Source organism: Marilutibacter maris, from assembly GCF_006546735.2.
GTDB lineage: Bacteria > Pseudomonadota > Gammaproteobacteria > Xanthomonadales > Xanthomonadaceae > Marilutibacter > Marilutibacter maris.
The window spans coordinates 1-17,116 of record NZ_VICD02000279.1 but is presented as its reverse complement, the minus strand read 5'-3'; the positions used below and the strand labels follow the sequence as shown (position 1 = coordinate 17,116).

The following is a 17,116-nucleotide window of genomic DNA, read 5'->3' as shown; positions in this document are numbered from 1 at the left end:
GTCTTCTCGATCGAGATCAAAGGCTTCCGCCTTCGGCGGGTTCCTTTTGTCTTGGCAAAAGGAACCAAAACCGCCCGCTCCTGACGCCCGCCGGGACGGCCGAGCCGCCCCGGTCCCCTGCGCGCCTCGAGGCCGGCGGCACGGCGCCCAAACTCGCTGCGCTCAGACATGGGCGCCTCTACGGCCGCCGCCCTCTGCGGTGCTCGGCGGGCTTTAAGTCGCAGAGGGTCAAGGTCAACGGTCGCTCTTGACCTTGCTGGCACTCGGACAGCCCGCATCGCTTGCAGACCCGGAGGGCGGCGCGCACGGACGCGCGCCGTTTTTCGGTCACGACAGGATGTCGTGTCGAAAAATCCCGGAAGGCCCTCCGCTCACGATTGTGCTCCGTCGGGGAGGCCCTTTCTTTTGGTGACTTTTCTTTGGGCCAGCAAAGAAAAGTTACCCGCCGCCTGGGTGGCGGAAGCTGTTGATCTTGATCTTGGCGATCCGGCCACCCATCCGGAGCAGGCCAGGAAGCCCCCCCTCCTGACCGGAGGTATTCTGAATCACGAGCAAAGGCTTCCGCCTTCGGCGGCACACCGCGCAGCGGCATCAATCAACCGATCGCGTCGAGCATCCTCGCCGCGATCCAACGCTCGGCGAAGCCGTCCAGGCGATGGCTCTCCAGGAAACCGCAGTGCCCGCCCCACGGCGACACCTCCAACCGCGCGGAGGCGGGCAGCTGCAACGCGCGGAAGCCCTCGATCGGAATCACCGGATCGTCCTCCGCCATCAGGATGCTGGCCGGCGTCTGCAGCGCCAGCAGCCGCGCATCGGCGATCGAATAGCCGTCGAAGTAATTGTCCAGGGTGCCGAAGTCGGTATGGCGCTCGACCATCCAGCGGGTCAGCGGTCGCATCCGCAGGTTCAGCACTTGGTCGTCGAAGGCGTGCAGTTGCGGGAACAACTCGCGCTTGCGCGCCAGCGAGCCGCGCCATTTGCGCTCGAAGTACCACAGGTACAGCGGCAGGCCCTGCTCCATCGCATCCATCGTCCGCGCCGGGTCCAGCACCGGGCAGACCGCCGCCACGTGCGCCAGGCTCAGACCCGCCGCCGGCGCGCGCAACGCCAGCCGCAGGGCGAAATTGCCGCCCAGCGAATAGCCGGCCACCGCCAGCGGCCGGTTCGGAAAGCGCCCGGCGACCTCGCAGGCCGCATGCACGACCTCGTCGATGCGGTTGGAGTGGAACAGGCCCTCGTTGAGGTGATGGGTGCCGCCGTGATCGCGGAAGTTGAGCCGGAACACCTCGAATCCCGCCTGCAGCAGGTGGGTGGCGGTCATGCGCATGTAGCTGGAATCGACGCTGCCCTCCCAGCCGTGGAGCAGCAGCACCATCCCCCTGGACGGCGCCGTTGCCTGCGCGGGCAGGCTGTGCAGCCCCTGTAGGCGCACCCCGTCGCCGGCATCGATCAGGTGTTCGGTGGTGACCGCGCCGCAGGCGGCCAGGCTGCGCTCGCCGTGACGCCGGCGCAGCGGGCTGCTGCCCAGCACCGACTGCACGTGCGGGCTGCGCAGCCAGCGCGGCGGCCGGTAGTCGGCGGCGGTCAGCCGCAGCGCGGGCACTGCGGCGGTGGGCACCGTAGGCGGCATCATGACCCGACGTTAGCCGCTGGGCCTGGAGCATTCGCTCCAGCGCGCGCTCCGGTCCGGGCGGTCGGTGCCGGCATCGGCTCAGCCATTCATCGCGTCGATGATGCGTTGCCGGGCCAGATCGGCGATCCGGCGCCGCCCTTCCTCGGCGCCCGGCGCGATCGGAATCAGGAAGTGGACCTCGCCCGGCCGCGCAGGCTCGCCCAACAGGCGCAGGAAGTTGGCGAGGAAGCTCTCCTTCGGCGCGAACGCGACCACCGGCTGCGCCTCGCCGTCCTTGCCGTAGCGCAGCGCGACCGGCTGTACCGGCACCCCGGCCTCGACCGCGGCGAGGAAGATACGGGCGTGGAACGGTCCGATCTCGCGACCGTTGCGGGTGCCGCCTTCGGGAAACACGCCGACCGAGTGGCCGCCGCGAAGCCGCGACAGCATCTCGTGCAGCACCCCGCCCAGCGACTCGGCGCTGCCGCGGGAATGGAAGATCGTCTCGCCGCGCGTGGCCAGCCAGCCGACCACCGGCCAGCGCGAGATCTCGCGCTTGGCGACGAAGCCCATCATGCGCTGGCTGTGCAGCGCCGGAATGTCGATCCAGCTGACGTGGTTGGCCACGTACATCGCCGCGCCCGGCAGCGGCGTGCCGACCCGGCGCAGGCGGAATCCGAAGATCCACATCAGCCCGCCCGACCAGGCCCGGATCACTCGATGATTGAAGCGTTCATCGCCCCAGCGCAGGCCGGCGGTGAGGCGGGTGGTCAGCAGCAGCACGACCGGCAGCGACACCAGCAGGTGCAGCACCAGCAGTGGGACCCGATAGAGGTAACGCAGGGCACGCGCCGGCCGCGCCGATCGCGCGCCAGCGACGCCGTGGGGAGGCGACGCATTCATCCGGGGAATCATACCCAAGCGCGGGGCAGGCACGGAGCCCGCATCGATCGGAATCGCCGCTCAGCGACGGCCGACCACCGCCAGAGTCAGCCGCGAGACGCAGACCAGGCGGCCGGCCTCGTCCTCGATGCGGATGTCCCAGACCTGGGTGCTGCTGCCGATGTGCAGCGGGCGGGCGGTACCGGTCACCAGGCCCTCGCGCACACCACGCACGTGGTTGGCGTTGATCTCGATCCCGACCACGCCCTTGCCTTCGGGCACGCACAGGCCACCGGCACTGGAGCCGAGGGTCTCGGCCAGCAGCACCGAGGCGCCGCCGTGCAGCAGACCGTAGGGTTGGCGGGTGCGGCCGTCGACCGGCATCGTGCCGCGCAGGTGGTCGTGGCCGATCTCGGTGAACACGATGCCCAGCGGCTCCATCGCGGTGCCGCGCGAGAGCGCGTTCAACTGGTCGAGGCTGACGTCGGGCCGGAACGGGGACGGCGCGGCGTTGGCGCGGTCGCCGGAGGCGGGGCTGGAAGCGGCGTGGGGTTCGGTGCTCATGCCGCCACGATAGCCGAGCCATGGTCGCGGGAGGCAACCCGCATCGGGCCGGATCGTGCAGATGTCGCGCCGGCAGGCGGACAAGAAATTACCGACAGGCGTGTCCCGGAGAGATGGGGAGGGCGGGACACACCTGTCGGCCAGGGGAAAGATCGTGTTGTCTTGTTGTCGTTGTCCGGGGCGCCGGCAATGCCGGCGACTGCTTACGCACAGCGATACAGCGAGGTGTTGTAGGTGCGGGCGGTGTAGCGACGCTCGGCGGCGTAGCCGCTGCTGCGGCCGTAGCCGATACCGAAGTCGCGCTCGCGGTAGGCGCGGATCGAGGTGACGTTGTCGCGGTTGCGGTTGTCGTCGTGGCGGCGGTTCTGGGTCTGGGCGTTGGTCTGGACGTTCATGGCGGTTTCCTTGGGGGCGGTGGTGCGGTCGGGGTGGGTGTCTGCCGATGTAGTGAATCGGTGTGCTGGTAATGTATAACACCTAGACTCGATGGCCATATGCCGGAAGTCATGGTTGCCGCTTCGCTTCCGTTTCGTTCAGCTTCCGGGAGGGTGTCGGCACCCGCGGCGCGGGGTCTGCCTTATGGGATGAGGGCCGCCGGCAAACCGTTGCCATGACTGATGGCCCAGACGCCGCCGGCGCCCGCGCTATGATCGGCCGGCCGCGGCCAGGGACGCCGCCGCGACCAGGCATCGAACCGGGGGAAACGATGATCGGACGATTCGCAGCATCACTGCTGCTGTGCGGCCTGCCGCTGGGCGCGGCCAGCGCCAGCGATGTGCTCGGCGATTGCGGTGGGGCGCCGGAAGGCGCGGTGACGACCTTGCCGGCCCCCGTGTCGGAATGGGGCGTACTGGCATGCTCGCCCGCAACCGGCCACATGCTCGCGGCCCGCCCCGGCTGGGCCTGGAAGTTCGTCGACACGATGAAGGACTTCGGCCTGCCGGCGAACTTCGGCCAGGACGACGGGCAGGCGCCAGCGGCCTACTTCGTCGCGGCCAGGATCAACGACGCGCCACTCGAACATCCGCTGACCCTGAATGCGGCCAAGGCGCTCTCCGAAGGCCTGGCGGCGGAGCCCGACCCCTGGGACAGCGCCCGGGTCCTGAGTCTGGGCAACACCCGCCAGCAGGGCGTGCGGGTGTTCGTCTTCGAGAAGACCGACGAACATGCCGGCCCCATGCGCTGGGCCATCATGTGCAACTGGGACGCGAGCCAGTGCAGCCCCGGGCATCGCTTCATGATCCTGGACCTGCGCGACCGGCAGGCCGGCCACTGACCGCCTGCATCCCGCCCGCGGGCGCGGCGCTGCGACCGAGCCATCCCACCAAAGCCCATCGCGGCTTACGCCGCTCCCACAAAATGCGATACAGCGTGGACCCAGCCCCCTGAGTCAGGGGGCGATTCGCGCCGCAGGCGCGAATGGGGGTGTGGCAGCGCAACGGTGGGGCCCAAGGTTTGCGCAGCAAACTTTGGGAGATATCCGCGCGCAGCCGGATATCGTCCCCCCTGAGTCAGGGGGCGATTCGTGCCGTAGGCACGAATGGGGGTATGGAAGCGCACCGGCGGGGCCCAAGGTTTGCGAAGCAAACTTTGGGAGATATCCGGGCGCAGCCGGATATCGTTCCCCCCTGAGTCAGGGGGCGATTCGTGCCATCGGCACGAATGGGGGTGTGGCAGCGCAACGGCGGGGCCCGAGGTTTGCGCAGCAAACTTTGGGGATACCCGGGCGCAGCCCGGGGATCGCGGCTCACGCCGCTCCTACGAAAAGCAGCGGAGGCCTCTGCATCCACCCATGGAGCGGGGCGTAAGCCGCGATTGGCGCCGCGCGGCTCCGGCTGCGGGAGCCGTCCGTGGAAGCCGGCGCCCGGCCTACAGGATCGGGGCCAGGCCGGCGCCGAAGGCGGTGAAGATCCGGGTGGTGAAGCCCTTCAGGCCGAAGTCGACCTCGGGAAAATCGCCGACCGGCCGGTAACAGGCGCGGAACCCCGGGGCATCCGGCGGCAGCGGCTCGGGGCAGTCGGGACCGGGCACGAACTCGTAGCTGGTCGCATAGCGCAGCGGCCAGATATCGAACAGCGGCAGGTATTCGAACGCCTTGCCCAGCGAGTAGTCCAGCCCGGAGAACACCGGCGGCTTGTCGCGGCGGGCGATGGTCCAGGAGTTGGCCGGCAGGATGTCGCGGCGGATGCTGTCCGCCAGCGCCTGTGCGAATGCCGGGTCCTCGATCACCACCGCCGCCTCGGTGTTGTAGTGGTCGCCGCGCGGGTCGAAGTTGTGGGTGCCGACCACGCCGATCCGACCGTCGATCACCAGCGACTTGGCGTGCATGCCGATGCGCACTCCGGCGCCCTTGAGCGGCACCGGCGAGTAGGCGCCGCGCGAGGAGAAGCGCAGCGCCGAGTATTCGCGCGACAGCGCGCGGCGGTACTGGGCGCGGCCGATCGCGCTGCGGCGGTCGTACTGGTCGCGCAGCTCGCGGTGCAGCTCGCTGCGGCTGACGCCGTTCGGAAAGCTCACCGCATTCGCCGGCAGCGCGTCCTCATCCGGCACTTCGGGCTCGGCCCTGGTCGCGGCCAGGTCGATCGGCGCATCGGCCGGGAACGGCTTGTACTCGTAGATATTGAAGCCGAACTCGCGCAGGTAGCGGCGTTTGTACTTGTGCGAGAGCGCGTAGACGATGAAGGCGTCGGTGGCCGCCAGGCTGTTGGTCGAGACCACCACCCGGGGCGGATGCTCGCGCTCCTGCATCTGCCGGAACATGTCCTGCGCCGACGAGGACAGCACCAGGTACGGGGTCTGCATCAGCACCTCGTCGTCGGCCGACTCGATCAGTTCGCGCAGGCTGCCGCTGGCGCCCTGCCCGCTCACGATCCCGGCGTGCTTGTCCGGGCTGTCGGAGATGTAGCGGACCTCGCCCACCGCGATCGCCTGCGCCACCAGCGCCTCGTCGATCCGTTGCGGATCGGAGGCGTCGCGGCGCATCGCCTGGGCACGCTCGGGATGACGGTAGTCGGCCAACTGCAATGGCGGCACCCCGGCATCGAGCAGGTAGCGGCCGACATCGTCCAGGCGCGCCACCGGCACGCTGCGCTTGTCGTTCCAGAACAGCTCGAAGTCGGTCGCCATCACGTGCGCGACCGGGCCGGCGACCATCACGTCGCGGTCGCGGAAGTTGTAGCTCTCGTCCCAGTCGTAGTAGTCGTCCTGGTAGTTGCGGCCACCGGAGATGCCGACCGCGCCGTCGACCAGCAGCAACTTGGTGTGCATGCGCTGGTTGAGCTTGTTCCAGCAGCACAACGCCGCCAGCGCGTACTCGGGATAGCTGATCAGCGCCTGCCCCATCACCGGGTTGTACAGGCGCACGTCGAAATTGGCATGGGCGCCGGCCAGCGCGGCCAGGGTTTCGACATGCCGCAAGGCCGACAGCTGGTCCATCAGCACCCGCACCCGGACCCCGCGACGCGCCGCCGCCAGCAGTTCGTCCAGCACCAGATGGCCGGCATCGTCCTCGTCGAAGATGAAGGTCTGCAGGTCGATCGCGGTGGTCGCGCTGCGGATCAGGTTCAACCGCGCCATCAGCGCGTCCGGGCCGCGGTCGAGGATCAGCGCGTAGTGACGCGGCGCCTCGGGGGTGGACTCGGCGAAGGCCTCGGCGGCCAGCTCCCGCAACGGCGACGGCTCCGCGCAGGCGTCCGCCTGCTGGCACTCGATCTCGATGGAGCGCCCCTGCACGGCGATCGCCTGGGCACGGTCGCGCTGCGCGCCGGACAGACTGGCGCAGGCGCCCAGCCACAGCGCCACCCAGGCCACGGCGAGCAGCCGGACCGTGCGGAATCCGCCGGCGCTCACGACTCGCCGTCCTTGTCCAGGCGCACCTGCATGATGAAGCGGACATGGTTGTCGAGCGCGAGCTTCCATGCATCCAGACCGTAGTCGTAACGGTCGATGCGGCCGCTGGCGATGACGTCGCAGTCGCGCCCCGGCCGCGCGCAGGTCGCCGGCTGCAGCTGGAAGGTCTCGTAGCGGGTCACCCCGCGGATCGTCAGCCGCCCACGCAAGGTGCCGCCGCGGCGAACGTCCTCCTCGCTGACCGGATCGGACACGAACTCGACCTCGGGGTAATGCTCGGCATCGAAGAACGCCTTGCCGCGCGCCATCGCGGTGTAGCGCTCGGAATCGCCGATCCGGACCGCGGCGGTGGCCAGCCGGACCCGGACCTGACGGCGGTCCTCGTCGACCGCGACCAGCTCGCCCTGGTAGCGCGGAAACCGGCCGACCACGCGTTGTCCCCAACGGGTCCGCAGTTCGACCCCGAAGCGGGTGTGCTCGGGATCGAACGCACCGATCTTCTGCTGTGCCGAAGCCGGCAGCGGCGAGCCCAGCAGCAGCAGCCCGGGCAGCAGCCCGGACAACAGCCTGAAGCAACGGCGACCCGGCCGCGGCACGACCGCCGACAACCACCCCATCGGCGCCGAGTCCGCCAGGAAATACCGTCCGGGCCGCGGTCGATCGAACGCCACCGAAGCAGCGGTCACGGCCACCAGAACGCGTTGAGCTGGGCGGCGCCGGGTTCCAGCACGGCGTCGCCGGGCAGCGACAGCACCGCGATGCCGCCCGGCGGCATCCCCCGGTACTCGCTGGACTGGCCGCTGTGCAGCAGCGCCGACAGCCGTTCGAAGCCCGGGTTGTGGCCGACCAGCATCAGTCGCCCGACATCGGCATGGGCCTCGGCGACTGCGATCAGATTGCCCGGGGTCGCTTCGTAGATCGCCGGCTCGATGCGCTGGTCGACGTAGCCGACCACCGACAGCACCGCTTCCAGCGTCTCGCGGGTGCGCCGTGCCGGCGAGCACAACACGCAGTCGGGGATCAGCCGTTGTTCGGCGATCCAGCGGCCGGCGGCTTCCGCCTCGGCCAGTCCTTCCGCCGACAGCGGGCGATCGAGATCGGCCTGGCCGATCGACGCCGGCTCGGCGTGGGCATGACGCAACAGGATCAGTTCGCGCATCGGGCAGATAGATGAGAGCGGAGGGGCTTGGGCAAGCGTAACCGATACCTTCCCTTTGCGGTCCGGGTCTAGCGGCGCAGCCACCTCAGCAGCGGCTGCCAGTCCTGCTGGTGTTCGCGGACCTTGGCGGAGTGGTAATCGAACAGGCTCCGGCCCAGGCCGGTCAGCAGCACATAGGCCTGGCTGTCGCGCAACTGCGCGACCAGCGGGTACGGCCATTGCTTGAGCAGCTCCACCAGTTGCTGCGAGGCATTGGTCCACGGCCGCAGCTTGTTGCCGACCAGGCCGACCCGCAGCTCGCCCTTGCGCACCCGCGGGTGGCGGGCCAGCGAATCCAGGAACGGCACGGTCGCCTCGATATCGAGGGTCGAGGCCTGCACCGGCACCACCACGTGCTCGGTGAACTCCAGCAGGTGTTCCAGGTCCTCGCCCATCGCCCCGGCCGGGGCATCGATCACCAGCCGCTGGGTGTCGTCGGGCAGGTGCTTGCGCCAGGCCTTGCGGCGGGTGCCGTCCAGCGGCAGCACCGCACTTTCGGTGCCGGCGCGGCGCTCGGCCCAGCGCGTCGAGGAGCGCTGCGGATCGGCGTCGAGCAGGGCGGTGTTCAAGCCATCGAGGGCCGCGTGGGCGGCAAGGTGGGTGGCGATGGTGGTCTTGCCGACGCCTCCCTTGGAACTGGCTACCAGCACGGTCTTCATGCGAGCTCCCTCCGGACGGAACCCGCAGCCTACACCGGCGGCGGTGACCGGGCCATCGAGCCGGCGCGCGGGCGGCGATCCATTCAGTCGCCCGGCGGCAGCCGGCCGGTGGTCACCAGGGCGCGCTGACGCGGGCGGGTCGGCAGCCATCCGGGGGGCGGCTCCGATATTCCCGCACGGGCCAGGCGCCACTCCAGCGCATCGATCTCACCGTCGACCAGGACTCGGCGCAGATAGCCCGGTGGCGGGGCCTCGCGGGCAAGCGCCATGTACTGCTCGTATTGCCAGTGATGTCGGCGCAGCGCTTCGCGCCAGCGCGCGCCCTCGGGAAGGTCGGCGGTCAGTTGCACCTGCAGGACCAGGCCCATGACCCGCTCGATCAGCGACGAGCCCGTGGAGAGCCGGGCAGCCGCGCGGCGGCAAATTGCCGGATCAGCCAATGTCGGCGCACCAAGACAAGCTCTGTACGGGCCCGTGACGGGCACCGCACCGGCCTGCCCGATCCACGCGTTCGTCGCCGGCATGTAGCGCAGCTCCTCATCGGTCAGCGGGCGGCCCAGCCCCAACCGCTCACCCATCGCCTCGCGCAGGTCCGGGTCGACCTCGGGCATTGCCACGCCGTCGATCTGCTCGACCAGAAGCCGGCCCGTCGCCGCCGCCGGATTGTCGAAGCGCTCGGCCTCGACGAACAGGGACAACCGCAGCTCCAGCCCCTCGACGTCGCCCGACTCCAGCAGCACGTCCAGTCCGGTCAGCCAGACCGCGGCATTGTCGGGATCAAGCGCCTGCAGGCGTCGCCATGCGGCCTGCTTGTCGCATTCGATGTGCCTGTAGCCGCAGCTATCGGCAACGTACCAGGCAACCAGCGGATCGTCCGGAGCCATTTCCAGCGCACGCGCGAGTGCAAGCCCGCGGCGCGCCCGCCCGGCTTCGTCCTGGCGTTCGATCGCGGCCGGATCGGACAGGCTTCCTGCCGGTTCCAGATTCATCAATGCCAGGGTCAGTTGCGCATGCGCGTCGCCGGCCTGCGCCCGCATTTCCAGGCGCTGGCGGATCACGCTCAGGTAGCGCCTCTCCCAGGCGTTCATCGCCTGCAGGGTCGCCGCCGATCGTGAGCGACCGCGAGCATCTGGCGTCGCCCCGCCATGTTCCGACGGCTCCGGGGCGGCGCCGCTGCCCTCGATGCGATCTGCTGCCTGACGGACGCGGTCGGCCGCGGCCGCGCCGCCGCCTTCTCCATCGGCATCGCGTGTCGACAGGACGAATCCGAGCACCCCCGCCGCGGCCATCGACACCGCCGCCATTCCCACCCATGTCCGCCCCATCACCGTGCCTCCGCTATCGCGCGCCGGTCTGCCGCCGGCAAACCGATCTGCCGGGAACCATATCCCACCGCGGTCCGCCCGGGGCCAACCGCCACACCGCTCCGGACCACGCCGATCACGTGGTCCGGAGCGTCCGTCTGTACGCCGGATCCAGACGGTTTCCGGCGTTCGCGGACCACCGCTGCATGGCGATATCGCGACAAAGATTTCTTAGAGAGATCTCGAAGACCAACAAATGTCCCGAACGAGAGAACACCAAGGTAGGGCGCGTTTCCCGCCCTGCCGTTGAACGTTGACGTGCAGGTTCTACCGCCGTCCCTTGATCGCGACAAGAGGTGGCAGGGCCAACACGCCTGCCCGCCTTCGGATCGCCGGTTCGTCCGGCGTTTGCGTGCCGATGGCATGGCGACTCTCCAGGGACTATCAAAGGAACAACATCCAATGCAGAAGGGTTTCAACAAGAACTACGCCATGCTCGGACTGGCCGCAGCCTGCTCGGCCGTGCTGTTGTGGTCACAACGCGATGCGACCTCCACCGAGAACATCGCCTCGCCGCCGGCGGCCACCTTCACGACCCCGGTCCCGGTCGCAGCGAGCGCGGGCCAGCCCGGCTCGGCCGCCGGCGTCGTGCCCCCGGCTTCCCTGTCCAGCCAGTACACCGCTCCGGCCCCCGACAACCCCGCACAGGCCAGGCTTGGTGCCGGCCAGCTGCTGCAGGTGCTGCAGGCGCTGCCGCCGCAACTGCGCACGGCCGCCGGCACACCGTCGGCGCAGGTGGCCCGCGCCGGACGCGCCACGTCGGTGAGCGCCCAGATCGCCGCCCTGGACCGCGCCGGCATCCCGGCGCGCTGGCGCGACGGAGAAAAGGTCAAGGTCAATGTGAACCTGGCGCTGGATGCCGCCGCGATCCAGAACCCCGAGCGGTTGGCCCAGGCCTCCAGCCGCCTGCTGCAAAGCCTGCGGGCGGGCGGCATCGAGGCGACCGACATCCCCGGCTCGCCCAGCCTCGAAGCGCTGGTGCCGGTGTCGCAACTGGAGTGGGTGGCCGGCCATGAGGGCGTCGCCCAGGTCGCGCTGATGAACCTCGCCGAGACGGCGGCGTTTTCCGATGGCGCGACCGCCAGCAACCTCGACCACCTGCGCAGCCTGGGTCGCTACATCGGGATTCCGCAGGCGCAGCGCCTCGACCTCCGCGGCGAAGGCCTGACCATCGCCATCATGGACCAGTTCGGCGACGACGAAGGCCAGATCGCGGCCTTGCAGGCTGCCGGCGAGTGGCCCGGCAACACCCTCGACACCCCCGACAAAGTGGTGCTGACCCCGCCAACCGGCACCTCCTTCGGCGCCACCGGAGAGCGCCACGGCAACGCCGTCACCGAGATCGTCTACGACATCGCCCCGCAGGCGAAATTCCGCGTCTACGATGCCGGCCGCACCGCCGACTGGATCCGCGGCATCCAGGACGCGGCCAACCTCGACGCGCAGAACCGGCCGCTGGGCGCACCGCGGGCGCAAGTGATCACCGCCTCGCAGGGCGGCCTGGTCGGCGCGCCGGGCGACGGTACGCCGGGCCTGGGCAGCTACAAGGGCCTGTACGAAGCGCTGGAGGCGGCCAACCGCAACGGCGTGATCGTCGTCAACGCCGCCGGCAACTATGCCGAGGCGCACTGGGACGGCGACAGCGATGCCGGCAATGCGACCAACGTGCTGCAGGACTTCGACCCCGCCACCGCCGGCGTGCAGGACACCAACATCGTCAGCCTGGCGCCCAAGTTCGGCGACTGCTACCCGGTCGGCCTCCACGATGCGGACCTCGCCGCCCGCTACCAGATCATTGCTGCGCTGAGCTGGAACGATTGGCCGTCGGCGACCAACACCGCCAACACCGACTACCGGCTGGAACTGGTCTACTGGCGCGACGAGGTGCGCACGCGCAAGTTCGACTGGAGCACCTTCCGCTACGCGACCACAGTGACCCCGGCCGGCTGGGCGGTGGTCCAGCAGTCCGACTACGCCCAGAACGGCGGCGGCGGCCAGGAACCGATGGAGATCTTCGCCTACGAGCCGCCGGCGAACACCGCCTCGGCCAAGTGCGCCGGCGTGTTCAGCACCGCGGCAACCAGCGGCGGCGGCATCTTCGCCCTGCGCGTGGTGCGCAAGACCGCGGGCGCCGCCAACTTCCTGCGCATCACCACCGGCAAGCTGCCGTTGCAGTACGCCCAGCCCGAGCGCTCGCTGGCGCACCCGGCCGACTCCGCAAGCGTGGTCACGGTCGCGGCGCTGAACGCGGCCGATTCGGTGCTGGAGTCCTACAGCTCGCGGGGGCCGGTGCTCGCTTCGGGCGGCGCGCGTCCGGCCGGGCAGGCCGCCGGCAATGCCAAGCCGGACATGGGCAGCTTCGCCAACGTCGACACCGTGTCCTATGGCGACAACGCGTTCGACGGCACCTCGGCGGCCGCGCCGCACGTGGCGGCGCTGGCGGCACTGGGCCTGCAACACCAGCGCCAGCTGACCGACGCCACCGCGCCGGCCCCGCTGCCGGTCGGTGCCAGCGCACAGCAGCGGGCGGACCGTGAGGCCCTGTTGAACGATCGTCGCAACCTGCAGGCCGACGCGACCTACGACGCGCTGGTGCAGGTGGCCGGCACTCAGGGCAACGATCTGGGCGCGGCCGGTTTCGACAGCGCCTTCGGTACCGGACGGCTGACGTTCCACGCCCAGTCCCAGGCCTGTTTCCTGTCGGCGCTGTACGCGACGGACTACCGGTCGCTGCTGCCGGCGGACGGCACCGACTACGACGCACTGGGGGCCGGCCACGACGTGAGCTGCTCGGCGAACAACTGAGGCCGGGATTCCGCGGCACCCCGTTCGCGGATGTTTCGACGGCGCCGGAGCCATCCGGCGCCGTCGTGCTTTGACTGCCGCGCAGCCGGCGTGGCAGCCGCCAATGACACTGACCGGTCCTAGCCCACCAATGCCGCCCACAGCGGCAGGGTCGCCATCGACAGCAGCACGCCGTAGCCGACCATCGCCGCCGCCAGCCGCGGCGCCAGGCCGTGGGCGATCGCCAGCGCGCCGGCGGTGACCATCGACGGCATCGCCGATTCCAGCACGGTCGCCCGCGCCATCGTTCCGTGCAGTCCCAGCAGCGGCACCAGCGCCACTGCCAGCGCCGGCATCAACGCCAGCTTCAGCAGCAGCCCGGCGGCCAGCGGCCTGAGCTCGTCGCGCGGCAGGGCCAGCCGCACCGACAGGCCGATGGTCAGCATCGCCAACGGCAGCAGCGCATCCGAGAGCCGCTGCAGGCCACCGGCGATCCAGTGCGGCGGTTCCGCCGGCATCACCGTGAAACCGGCCAGCAGCGCCCACAGCGGCGGGAATCGCAGGATCCGCAGCAGGATCGTGCGCGCGTCCGGGGGATGTTCGCCGCCGTAGCGCGCCAGCACCCACAACCCGAAGGTCGACAGGATCATGAAGGCGCCGAACTGGTCGTAGACCACCGCATAGGGCAGCGCGTCTTCGCCGACCAGGGCGCGCACCAGCGGATAGCCGAGGTAACTGGTATTGCCCAGCGCCACGGTCAACAGCAGCACCGCGTGCTCGTCGCGGCGCAAGCGCAGCCAACGCGCGCACAGGCCGACCAGCAGCACGGTCGCCGCCAGCAACAGCCACGGCACCGCGACCACGCCCAGCAGCGCCGGCTCCAGCTCCAGCCGCGGCGCATAGCGCAGCACCGCCGCCGGCAGGCACACGTACAGCACCACCAGGTTCAGCACCTGCGGGGCGTCGTCCGGCAGCACCCGCAGGCGCTGGAACAGGTAACCCAGCGCCAGCATCGCCAGCACCAGGGCGAAGGCATCGAAGGCCATCGGTCGCATCGTGAGCGGGGAGTGGCCCATCCTCGGTCCGGCGCGGGCCGCCCTCAAGTAGACGAAGGTCCGCCACCCTCCGACACCTGGGCGCGGCCGCGCCGCCAGTCGGTATCATGCGCTCTGGACACGGGAGTCCCGTACGCAGCATGAGTGAATTGCAGGACCTGATCGCGCTGATCCGCGCCAACACCCCGCTGATCGTCATCGAGACCCGCGACGAGGCCCGGGTGGTCGAGCTGTTCCGGCAGGCGCTGATGCAGGTCTGGCGGGCGATGTTCCGCTGGTCGATCACCGAGGGCCTGCGCCGGATCGACATCGACCGCGAGGACCCGGCCGAATCGCCACCGGACGTGTCCAGCACCCTGGCGACGATCCGCAAGGCCGGCCAGCGCGGCGTCTACCTGCTGTTCGACGTCCACCCCTTCCTCGGCGCGGCGATGACCCAGCGCCAGCTGCGCGAACTGATCGACCGTCGCGACAGCCAGCCGCACGTGCTGGTGATGGTCGGCCACAAGGTCGAGCTGCCGCCGGAGCTGGACTCGCGCGCGGTGCGTTACCGGCCGCGACTGCCCGACGCCAACGCCCTGCTCAAGCTGGTCCGCCAGCAGGCCGAGGACTATGCCCGCGAGCACGGCGGCAAGCGGGTCGAGGCCGACGGCGAGGCGGTCAAGCAGATCGTGCGCAACCTCAACGGGCTCGACCCGGTCGATGCGCGCCGGATCGCCCGCCACCTGATCTTCCGCGACGGCGCGCTCGACGCCGACGACCTGCCGGAGCTGGCGCGGCTGAAGTTCGAGCTGCTGAACCAGAGCGGCCACCTGCATTTCGAATACGACAGCGCGCGCCTGGACGATGTCGCCGGCGCGCGCCGGGTCAAGCGCTGGATCGGCCAGCGCCGCGAGGTGTTCGTCAGCGGCGTCGCCCCGCCCGGGCTGGACATCCCCAAGGGCCTGCTGCTGCTCGGCGTGCAGGGCTGCGGCAAGTCGATGATCGCCAAGGCGGTCGCGGCCGGCTTCGGAGTACCGCTGGTGCGGCTGGATTTCGGCACCCTCTACAACAAGTACCACGGCGAGACCGAGCGCAACCTGCGCGAGGCGCTGGCCGCGGCCGAGCAGCTGGCGCCCTGCGTGCTGTGGATCGACGAGATCGAGAAGGGCCTGTCCGGCGACGACAACGACGGCGGGGTATCCCGGCGCGTGCTCGGCCACCTGCTGACCTGGATGGCCGAGCGCCGCCCGCGGGTGTTCCTGGTCGCGACCGCCAACCAGATCGACGCGCTGCCGCCGGAGCTGCTGCGCAAGGGCCGCTTCGACGAGGTGTTCTTCGTCGACCTGCCCGACGCCGCCACCCGCGAGCAGTTGTTCGCGCTGCACCTGGCCCGGCGCACGCTGCGCGCGGAGGACTTCGACCTGGCCGGCCTGGTCGCCGCCAGCGACGGTTTTTCCGGCGCCGAGATCGAACAGGCGATCGTGTCGGCGATGTACGCCGCCCATGCCGCCAAGGTGCCGTTGAACGACTTCGCGTTGCGCGCCGAACTCAAGCAGACCCGGCCGTTGTCGGTGCTGATGGCCGAGCAGGTCGACGCGCTGCGCGCCTGGGCCGCCGGGCGGACGGTGCCGGCGGACTGAGCCGGTCCGGCACGACCTCGCCTCAGCGCCCGTCGGCGCTCCCGGGATCCTCGACCTTCTCCGCCGGCAGCACGATGACCTGGCCCTCCCACTGGCGGTCCTCGGCGCGCCAATAGCGCTCCGGCTGCCAGCGCTCCCCGGCAAAGAAGTCGCGCGGGGCGACTTCGCCGCGGCTGCGCGCGAACTTGACCCGGTCCAGTGTCGCCCCGAGCCGGCTGCCGGTGACGTTCGCGCGCGCCTGCCGCAGCACCCATTCCATCCGTGGCTGCGCGACCGCGTCGCCGTAGTCGGCATACAGGGCCGGGCCGATCTCCAGCGCGCGCCGCCGTTCTTCGGCATTCAACTGCGACCACATCTTCTCGCGCACCAGCAGCAGGTCGCGGTAGCCGCGCTCGGCGGCCACATCGCTCCAGGCATAGGCCAGCGCACGGTCGCTCGCGGTGCCGACCCCGTGCCAGTACATCAGGCTCAGCGAATGCTGCGAGAACTTGTCCGCATAGCGCGCGGCCATGCGGAACTCGTCCAGCGCGCGTCCGGCATCGTCGAGCTTCAGCGCGCGCAGCGCCCGTACCCGCCACAACTCGTTCAGGTGCGCCGCGGCCAGGCCTTCGGCGCGTTCCAGTTCGATGAAGCTCAGCGTCCGCACCTGCGGCACGATGGCCGCCTCCGGGCTGCTCGCGGCCTCGCTGGCAGCGGCCGGCGGCAACGGTGCTGCCAGGACGATCGCCAGGCCCGCTTCCAGGCAAATTTCCCAAACCAGGGGGCCTCGGATCAGCCGCCGCCGCATGGAGCCTCCACAATCGCCGGGGACTCCGGTTTATACCCGCCGAATGGCCAAGTCAAAGCTCCTGGCGACCGGTCATACCGCCGCCAGATCGAACGAGATGCTGATCCGTTCACCGCCGCCGCGGTACGGCAGGGTGCGGTGAAACAGGTAGGACGGGAACAGCAGCAGGTCGCCGACGCGCGGGCATTCCAGGTGCAACGAGGCCGGGTCGGGGGCCGGCAGATGGCCGTAGGGGCGGCCGAACTCGATCCAGCCGGCGTGCCCGGGATCGTCGGGACCGATCGCGTCGGGCAGGCTCACGTAGTAGGCGCCCGACAGCCACGACTCCTCGTGGATGTGGGTGTCGATATAACCGGTCTCGGCGGCCTGGGTGGCCCACACGTGCAGCACGTAGTCGCGTGGGACGTTGCGCAGGAACAGGTCGTCGGGGTCGTGCCGGCAGGCGGCGATGAAGGCGTCGATCGCCTCGCGCAGGCGCTGCTCGAAACCGACGATCGCGGCACTGCGATCGGCCAGCAGGTCGCCGCTGAGGTAGGCGTTGCGCGCGGCGAGGCCGACCGGTTCCCAGCGCTGCCGGCTGTGCTGGCGGATGTCGCCGGCCATCGCACGGTGGAAGGCGTCGGCATCGGCGAACCCCGGCGGGGTCGGCAGCGCGATCCGGCGCACGTGCCGGTGCAGCCCGAGCAGCTCGGCGGCGGCCTGCGCACCGCGTTCGATCCGGGTCGCGACGCCGAGATGGG

At 70.3% G+C, this 17,116-nt stretch carries 15 protein-coding genes; 3 read left to right on the top strand and 12 right to left on the bottom strand.

What is annotated here, in order from left to right; translation table 11 throughout:
• Nucleotides 1-595: 595 nt before the first annotated feature.
• The 4 genes from FKV24_RS16070 to FKV24_RS16055 all read right to left on the bottom strand — a co-directional run bounded on the left by FKV24_RS16070 (nucleotide 596) and on the right by FKV24_RS16055 (nucleotide 3,453).
• Nucleotides 596-1,588: a YheT family hydrolase gene (locus FKV24_RS16070; RefSeq protein WP_141483087.1), complete on the bottom strand. Its 993-nt coding sequence runs from the start codon at nucleotides 1,586-1,588 to the stop codon at nucleotides 596-598.
• A 123-nt stretch (nucleotides 1,589-1,711) separates the two neighbouring features.
• Entirely contained in the window at nucleotides 1,712-2,527 is an 816-nt protein-coding gene (locus FKV24_RS16065; protein ID WP_407067488.1) for a lysophospholipid acyltransferase family protein, read from the bottom strand.
• A 48-nt stretch (nucleotides 2,528-2,575) separates the two neighbouring features.
• A complete protein-coding gene (locus tag FKV24_RS16060; RefSeq protein ID WP_223250398.1) occupies nucleotides 2,576-2,935 on the bottom strand; it encodes a hotdog fold thioesterase in 360 nt (119 codons plus the stop codon).
• Nucleotides 2,936-3,261: 326 nt separating this feature from the next.
• Entirely contained in the window at nucleotides 3,262-3,453 is a 192-nt protein-coding gene (locus FKV24_RS16055) for a hypothetical protein (protein WP_111267801.1), read from the bottom strand.
• 311 nt (nucleotides 3,454-3,764) lie between these two features.
• Between FKV24_RS16055 and FKV24_RS16050 the strand changes: the two genes are divergently transcribed.
• A complete protein-coding gene (locus FKV24_RS16050; protein ID WP_141483086.1) occupies nucleotides 3,765-4,334 on the top strand; it encodes a hypothetical protein in 570 nt (189 codons plus the stop codon).
• Nucleotides 4,335-4,927: 593 nt separating this feature from the next.
• Here the strand turns inward: FKV24_RS16050 and FKV24_RS16045 are convergent.
• The 5 genes from FKV24_RS16045 to FKV24_RS16025 form a co-directional block, all read right to left on the bottom strand.
• Nucleotides 4,928-6,907: a phospholipase D family protein gene (locus FKV24_RS16045; protein ID WP_223250200.1), complete on the bottom strand. Its 1,980-nt coding sequence runs from the start codon at nucleotides 6,905-6,907 to the stop codon at nucleotides 4,928-4,930.
• Nucleotides 6,904-7,593, bottom strand: a complete 690-nt coding sequence (locus FKV24_RS16040; RefSeq protein WP_249041053.1) for a YceI family protein — start codon at nucleotides 7,591-7,593, stop codon at nucleotides 6,904-6,906. The genes FKV24_RS16045 and FKV24_RS16040 overlap by 4 nt, the downstream gene beginning before the upstream one ends.
• The gene (locus tag FKV24_RS16035; protein ID WP_111267804.1) at nucleotides 7,590-8,066 is read right to left on the bottom strand and encodes a SixA phosphatase family protein; all 477 of its coding nucleotides are present in this window, start codon (nucleotides 8,064-8,066) and stop codon (nucleotides 7,590-7,592) included. Before FKV24_RS16035 ends, FKV24_RS16040 begins: the two co-directional genes overlap by 4 nt.
• A gap of 68 nt (nucleotides 8,067-8,134) precedes the next feature.
• Complete coding sequence (locus FKV24_RS16030) at nucleotides 8,135-8,764, bottom strand: ParA family protein (protein ID WP_141483083.1); 630 nt, start codon at nucleotides 8,762-8,764, stop codon at nucleotides 8,135-8,137.
• 83 nt (nucleotides 8,765-8,847) lie between these two features.
• On the bottom strand, nucleotides 8,848-9,801 hold the full coding sequence (locus tag FKV24_RS16025; protein ID WP_141483082.1) for a hypothetical protein: 954 nt from the start codon (nucleotides 9,799-9,801) through the stop codon (nucleotides 8,848-8,850).
• 729 nt (nucleotides 9,802-10,530) lie between these two features.
• Here FKV24_RS16025 and FKV24_RS16020 point away from each other — a divergent pair.
• A complete protein-coding gene (locus tag FKV24_RS16020) occupies nucleotides 10,531-12,933 on the top strand; it encodes a S8 family serine peptidase (RefSeq protein WP_141483081.1) in 2,403 nt (800 codons plus the stop codon).
• Between the two features lie 119 nt (nucleotides 12,934-13,052).
• Here the strand turns inward: FKV24_RS16020 and FKV24_RS16015 are convergent, their stop codons facing one another.
• Entirely contained in the window at nucleotides 13,053-13,958 is a 906-nt protein-coding gene (locus FKV24_RS16015) for an AEC family transporter (RefSeq protein WP_141483080.1), read from the bottom strand.
• Nucleotides 13,959-14,107: 149 nt separating this feature from the next.
• Here FKV24_RS16015 and FKV24_RS16010 point away from each other — a divergent pair, with 149 nt between their 5' ends.
• Nucleotides 14,108-15,589 carry an AAA family ATPase gene (locus FKV24_RS16010; RefSeq protein WP_141483079.1) on the top strand — a complete coding sequence of 494 codons (1,482 nt, stop codon included), beginning with the start codon at nucleotides 14,108-14,110 and terminating at the stop codon, nucleotides 15,587-15,589.
• A gap of 22 nt (nucleotides 15,590-15,611) precedes the next feature.
• Here FKV24_RS16010 and FKV24_RS16005 read toward each other — a convergent pair whose 3' ends face one another.
• Complete coding sequence (locus tag FKV24_RS16005; RefSeq protein ID WP_141483078.1) at nucleotides 15,612-16,376, bottom strand: SEL1-like repeat protein; 765 nt, start codon at nucleotides 16,374-16,376, stop codon at nucleotides 15,612-15,614.
• A gap of 72 nt (nucleotides 16,377-16,448) precedes the next feature.
• Nucleotides 16,449-17,116, bottom strand: a 668-nt coding sequence (locus FKV24_RS16000; RefSeq protein WP_211371895.1) for a putative 2OG-Fe(II) oxygenase, incomplete at its 5' end; no start/stop codon positions are given.

Excerpts from the sequence above, each read along its gene's own strand:
- FKV24_RS16015 (WP_141483080.1), bottom strand. The coding sequence starts at position 13,958 with ATGGCCTTCGATGCCTTCGCCCTGGTGCTGGCGATGCTGGCGCTGGGT.
- FKV24_RS16055 (WP_111267801.1), bottom strand. The coding sequence starts at position 3,453 with ATGAACGTCCAGACCAACGCCCAGACCCAGAACCGCCGCCACGACGAC.
- FKV24_RS16005 (WP_141483078.1), bottom strand. The coding sequence starts at position 16,376 with ATGCGGCGGCGGCTGATCCGAGGCCCCCTGGTTTGGGAAATTTGCCTG.
- FKV24_RS16010 (WP_141483079.1), top strand. The coding sequence starts at position 14,108 with ATGAGTGAATTGCAGGACCTGATCGCGCTGATCCGCGCCAACACCCCG.
- FKV24_RS16030 (WP_141483083.1), bottom strand. The coding sequence starts at position 8,764 with ATGAAGACCGTGCTGGTAGCCAGTTCCAAGGGAGGCGTCGGCAAGACC.
- FKV24_RS16020 (WP_141483081.1), top strand. The coding sequence starts at position 10,531 with ATGCAGAAGGGTTTCAACAAGAACTACGCCATGCTCGGACTGGCCGCA.
- FKV24_RS16060 (WP_223250398.1), bottom strand. The coding sequence starts at position 2,935 with ATGGAGCCGCTGGGCATCGTGTTCACCGAGATCGGCCACGACCACCTG.
- FKV24_RS16050 (WP_141483086.1), top strand. The coding sequence starts at position 3,765 with ATGATCGGACGATTCGCAGCATCACTGCTGCTGTGCGGCCTGCCGCTG.
- FKV24_RS16025 (WP_141483082.1), bottom strand. The coding sequence starts at position 9,801 with ATGCGGGCGCAGGCCGGCGACGCGCATGCGCAACTGACCCTGGCATTG.
- FKV24_RS16035 (WP_111267804.1), bottom strand. The coding sequence starts at position 8,066 with ATGCGCGAACTGATCCTGTTGCGTCATGCCCACGCCGAGCCGGCGTCG.
- FKV24_RS16065 (WP_407067488.1), bottom strand. The coding sequence starts at position 2,527 with ATGATTCCCCGGATGAATGCGTCGCCTCCCCACGGCGTCGCTGGCGCG.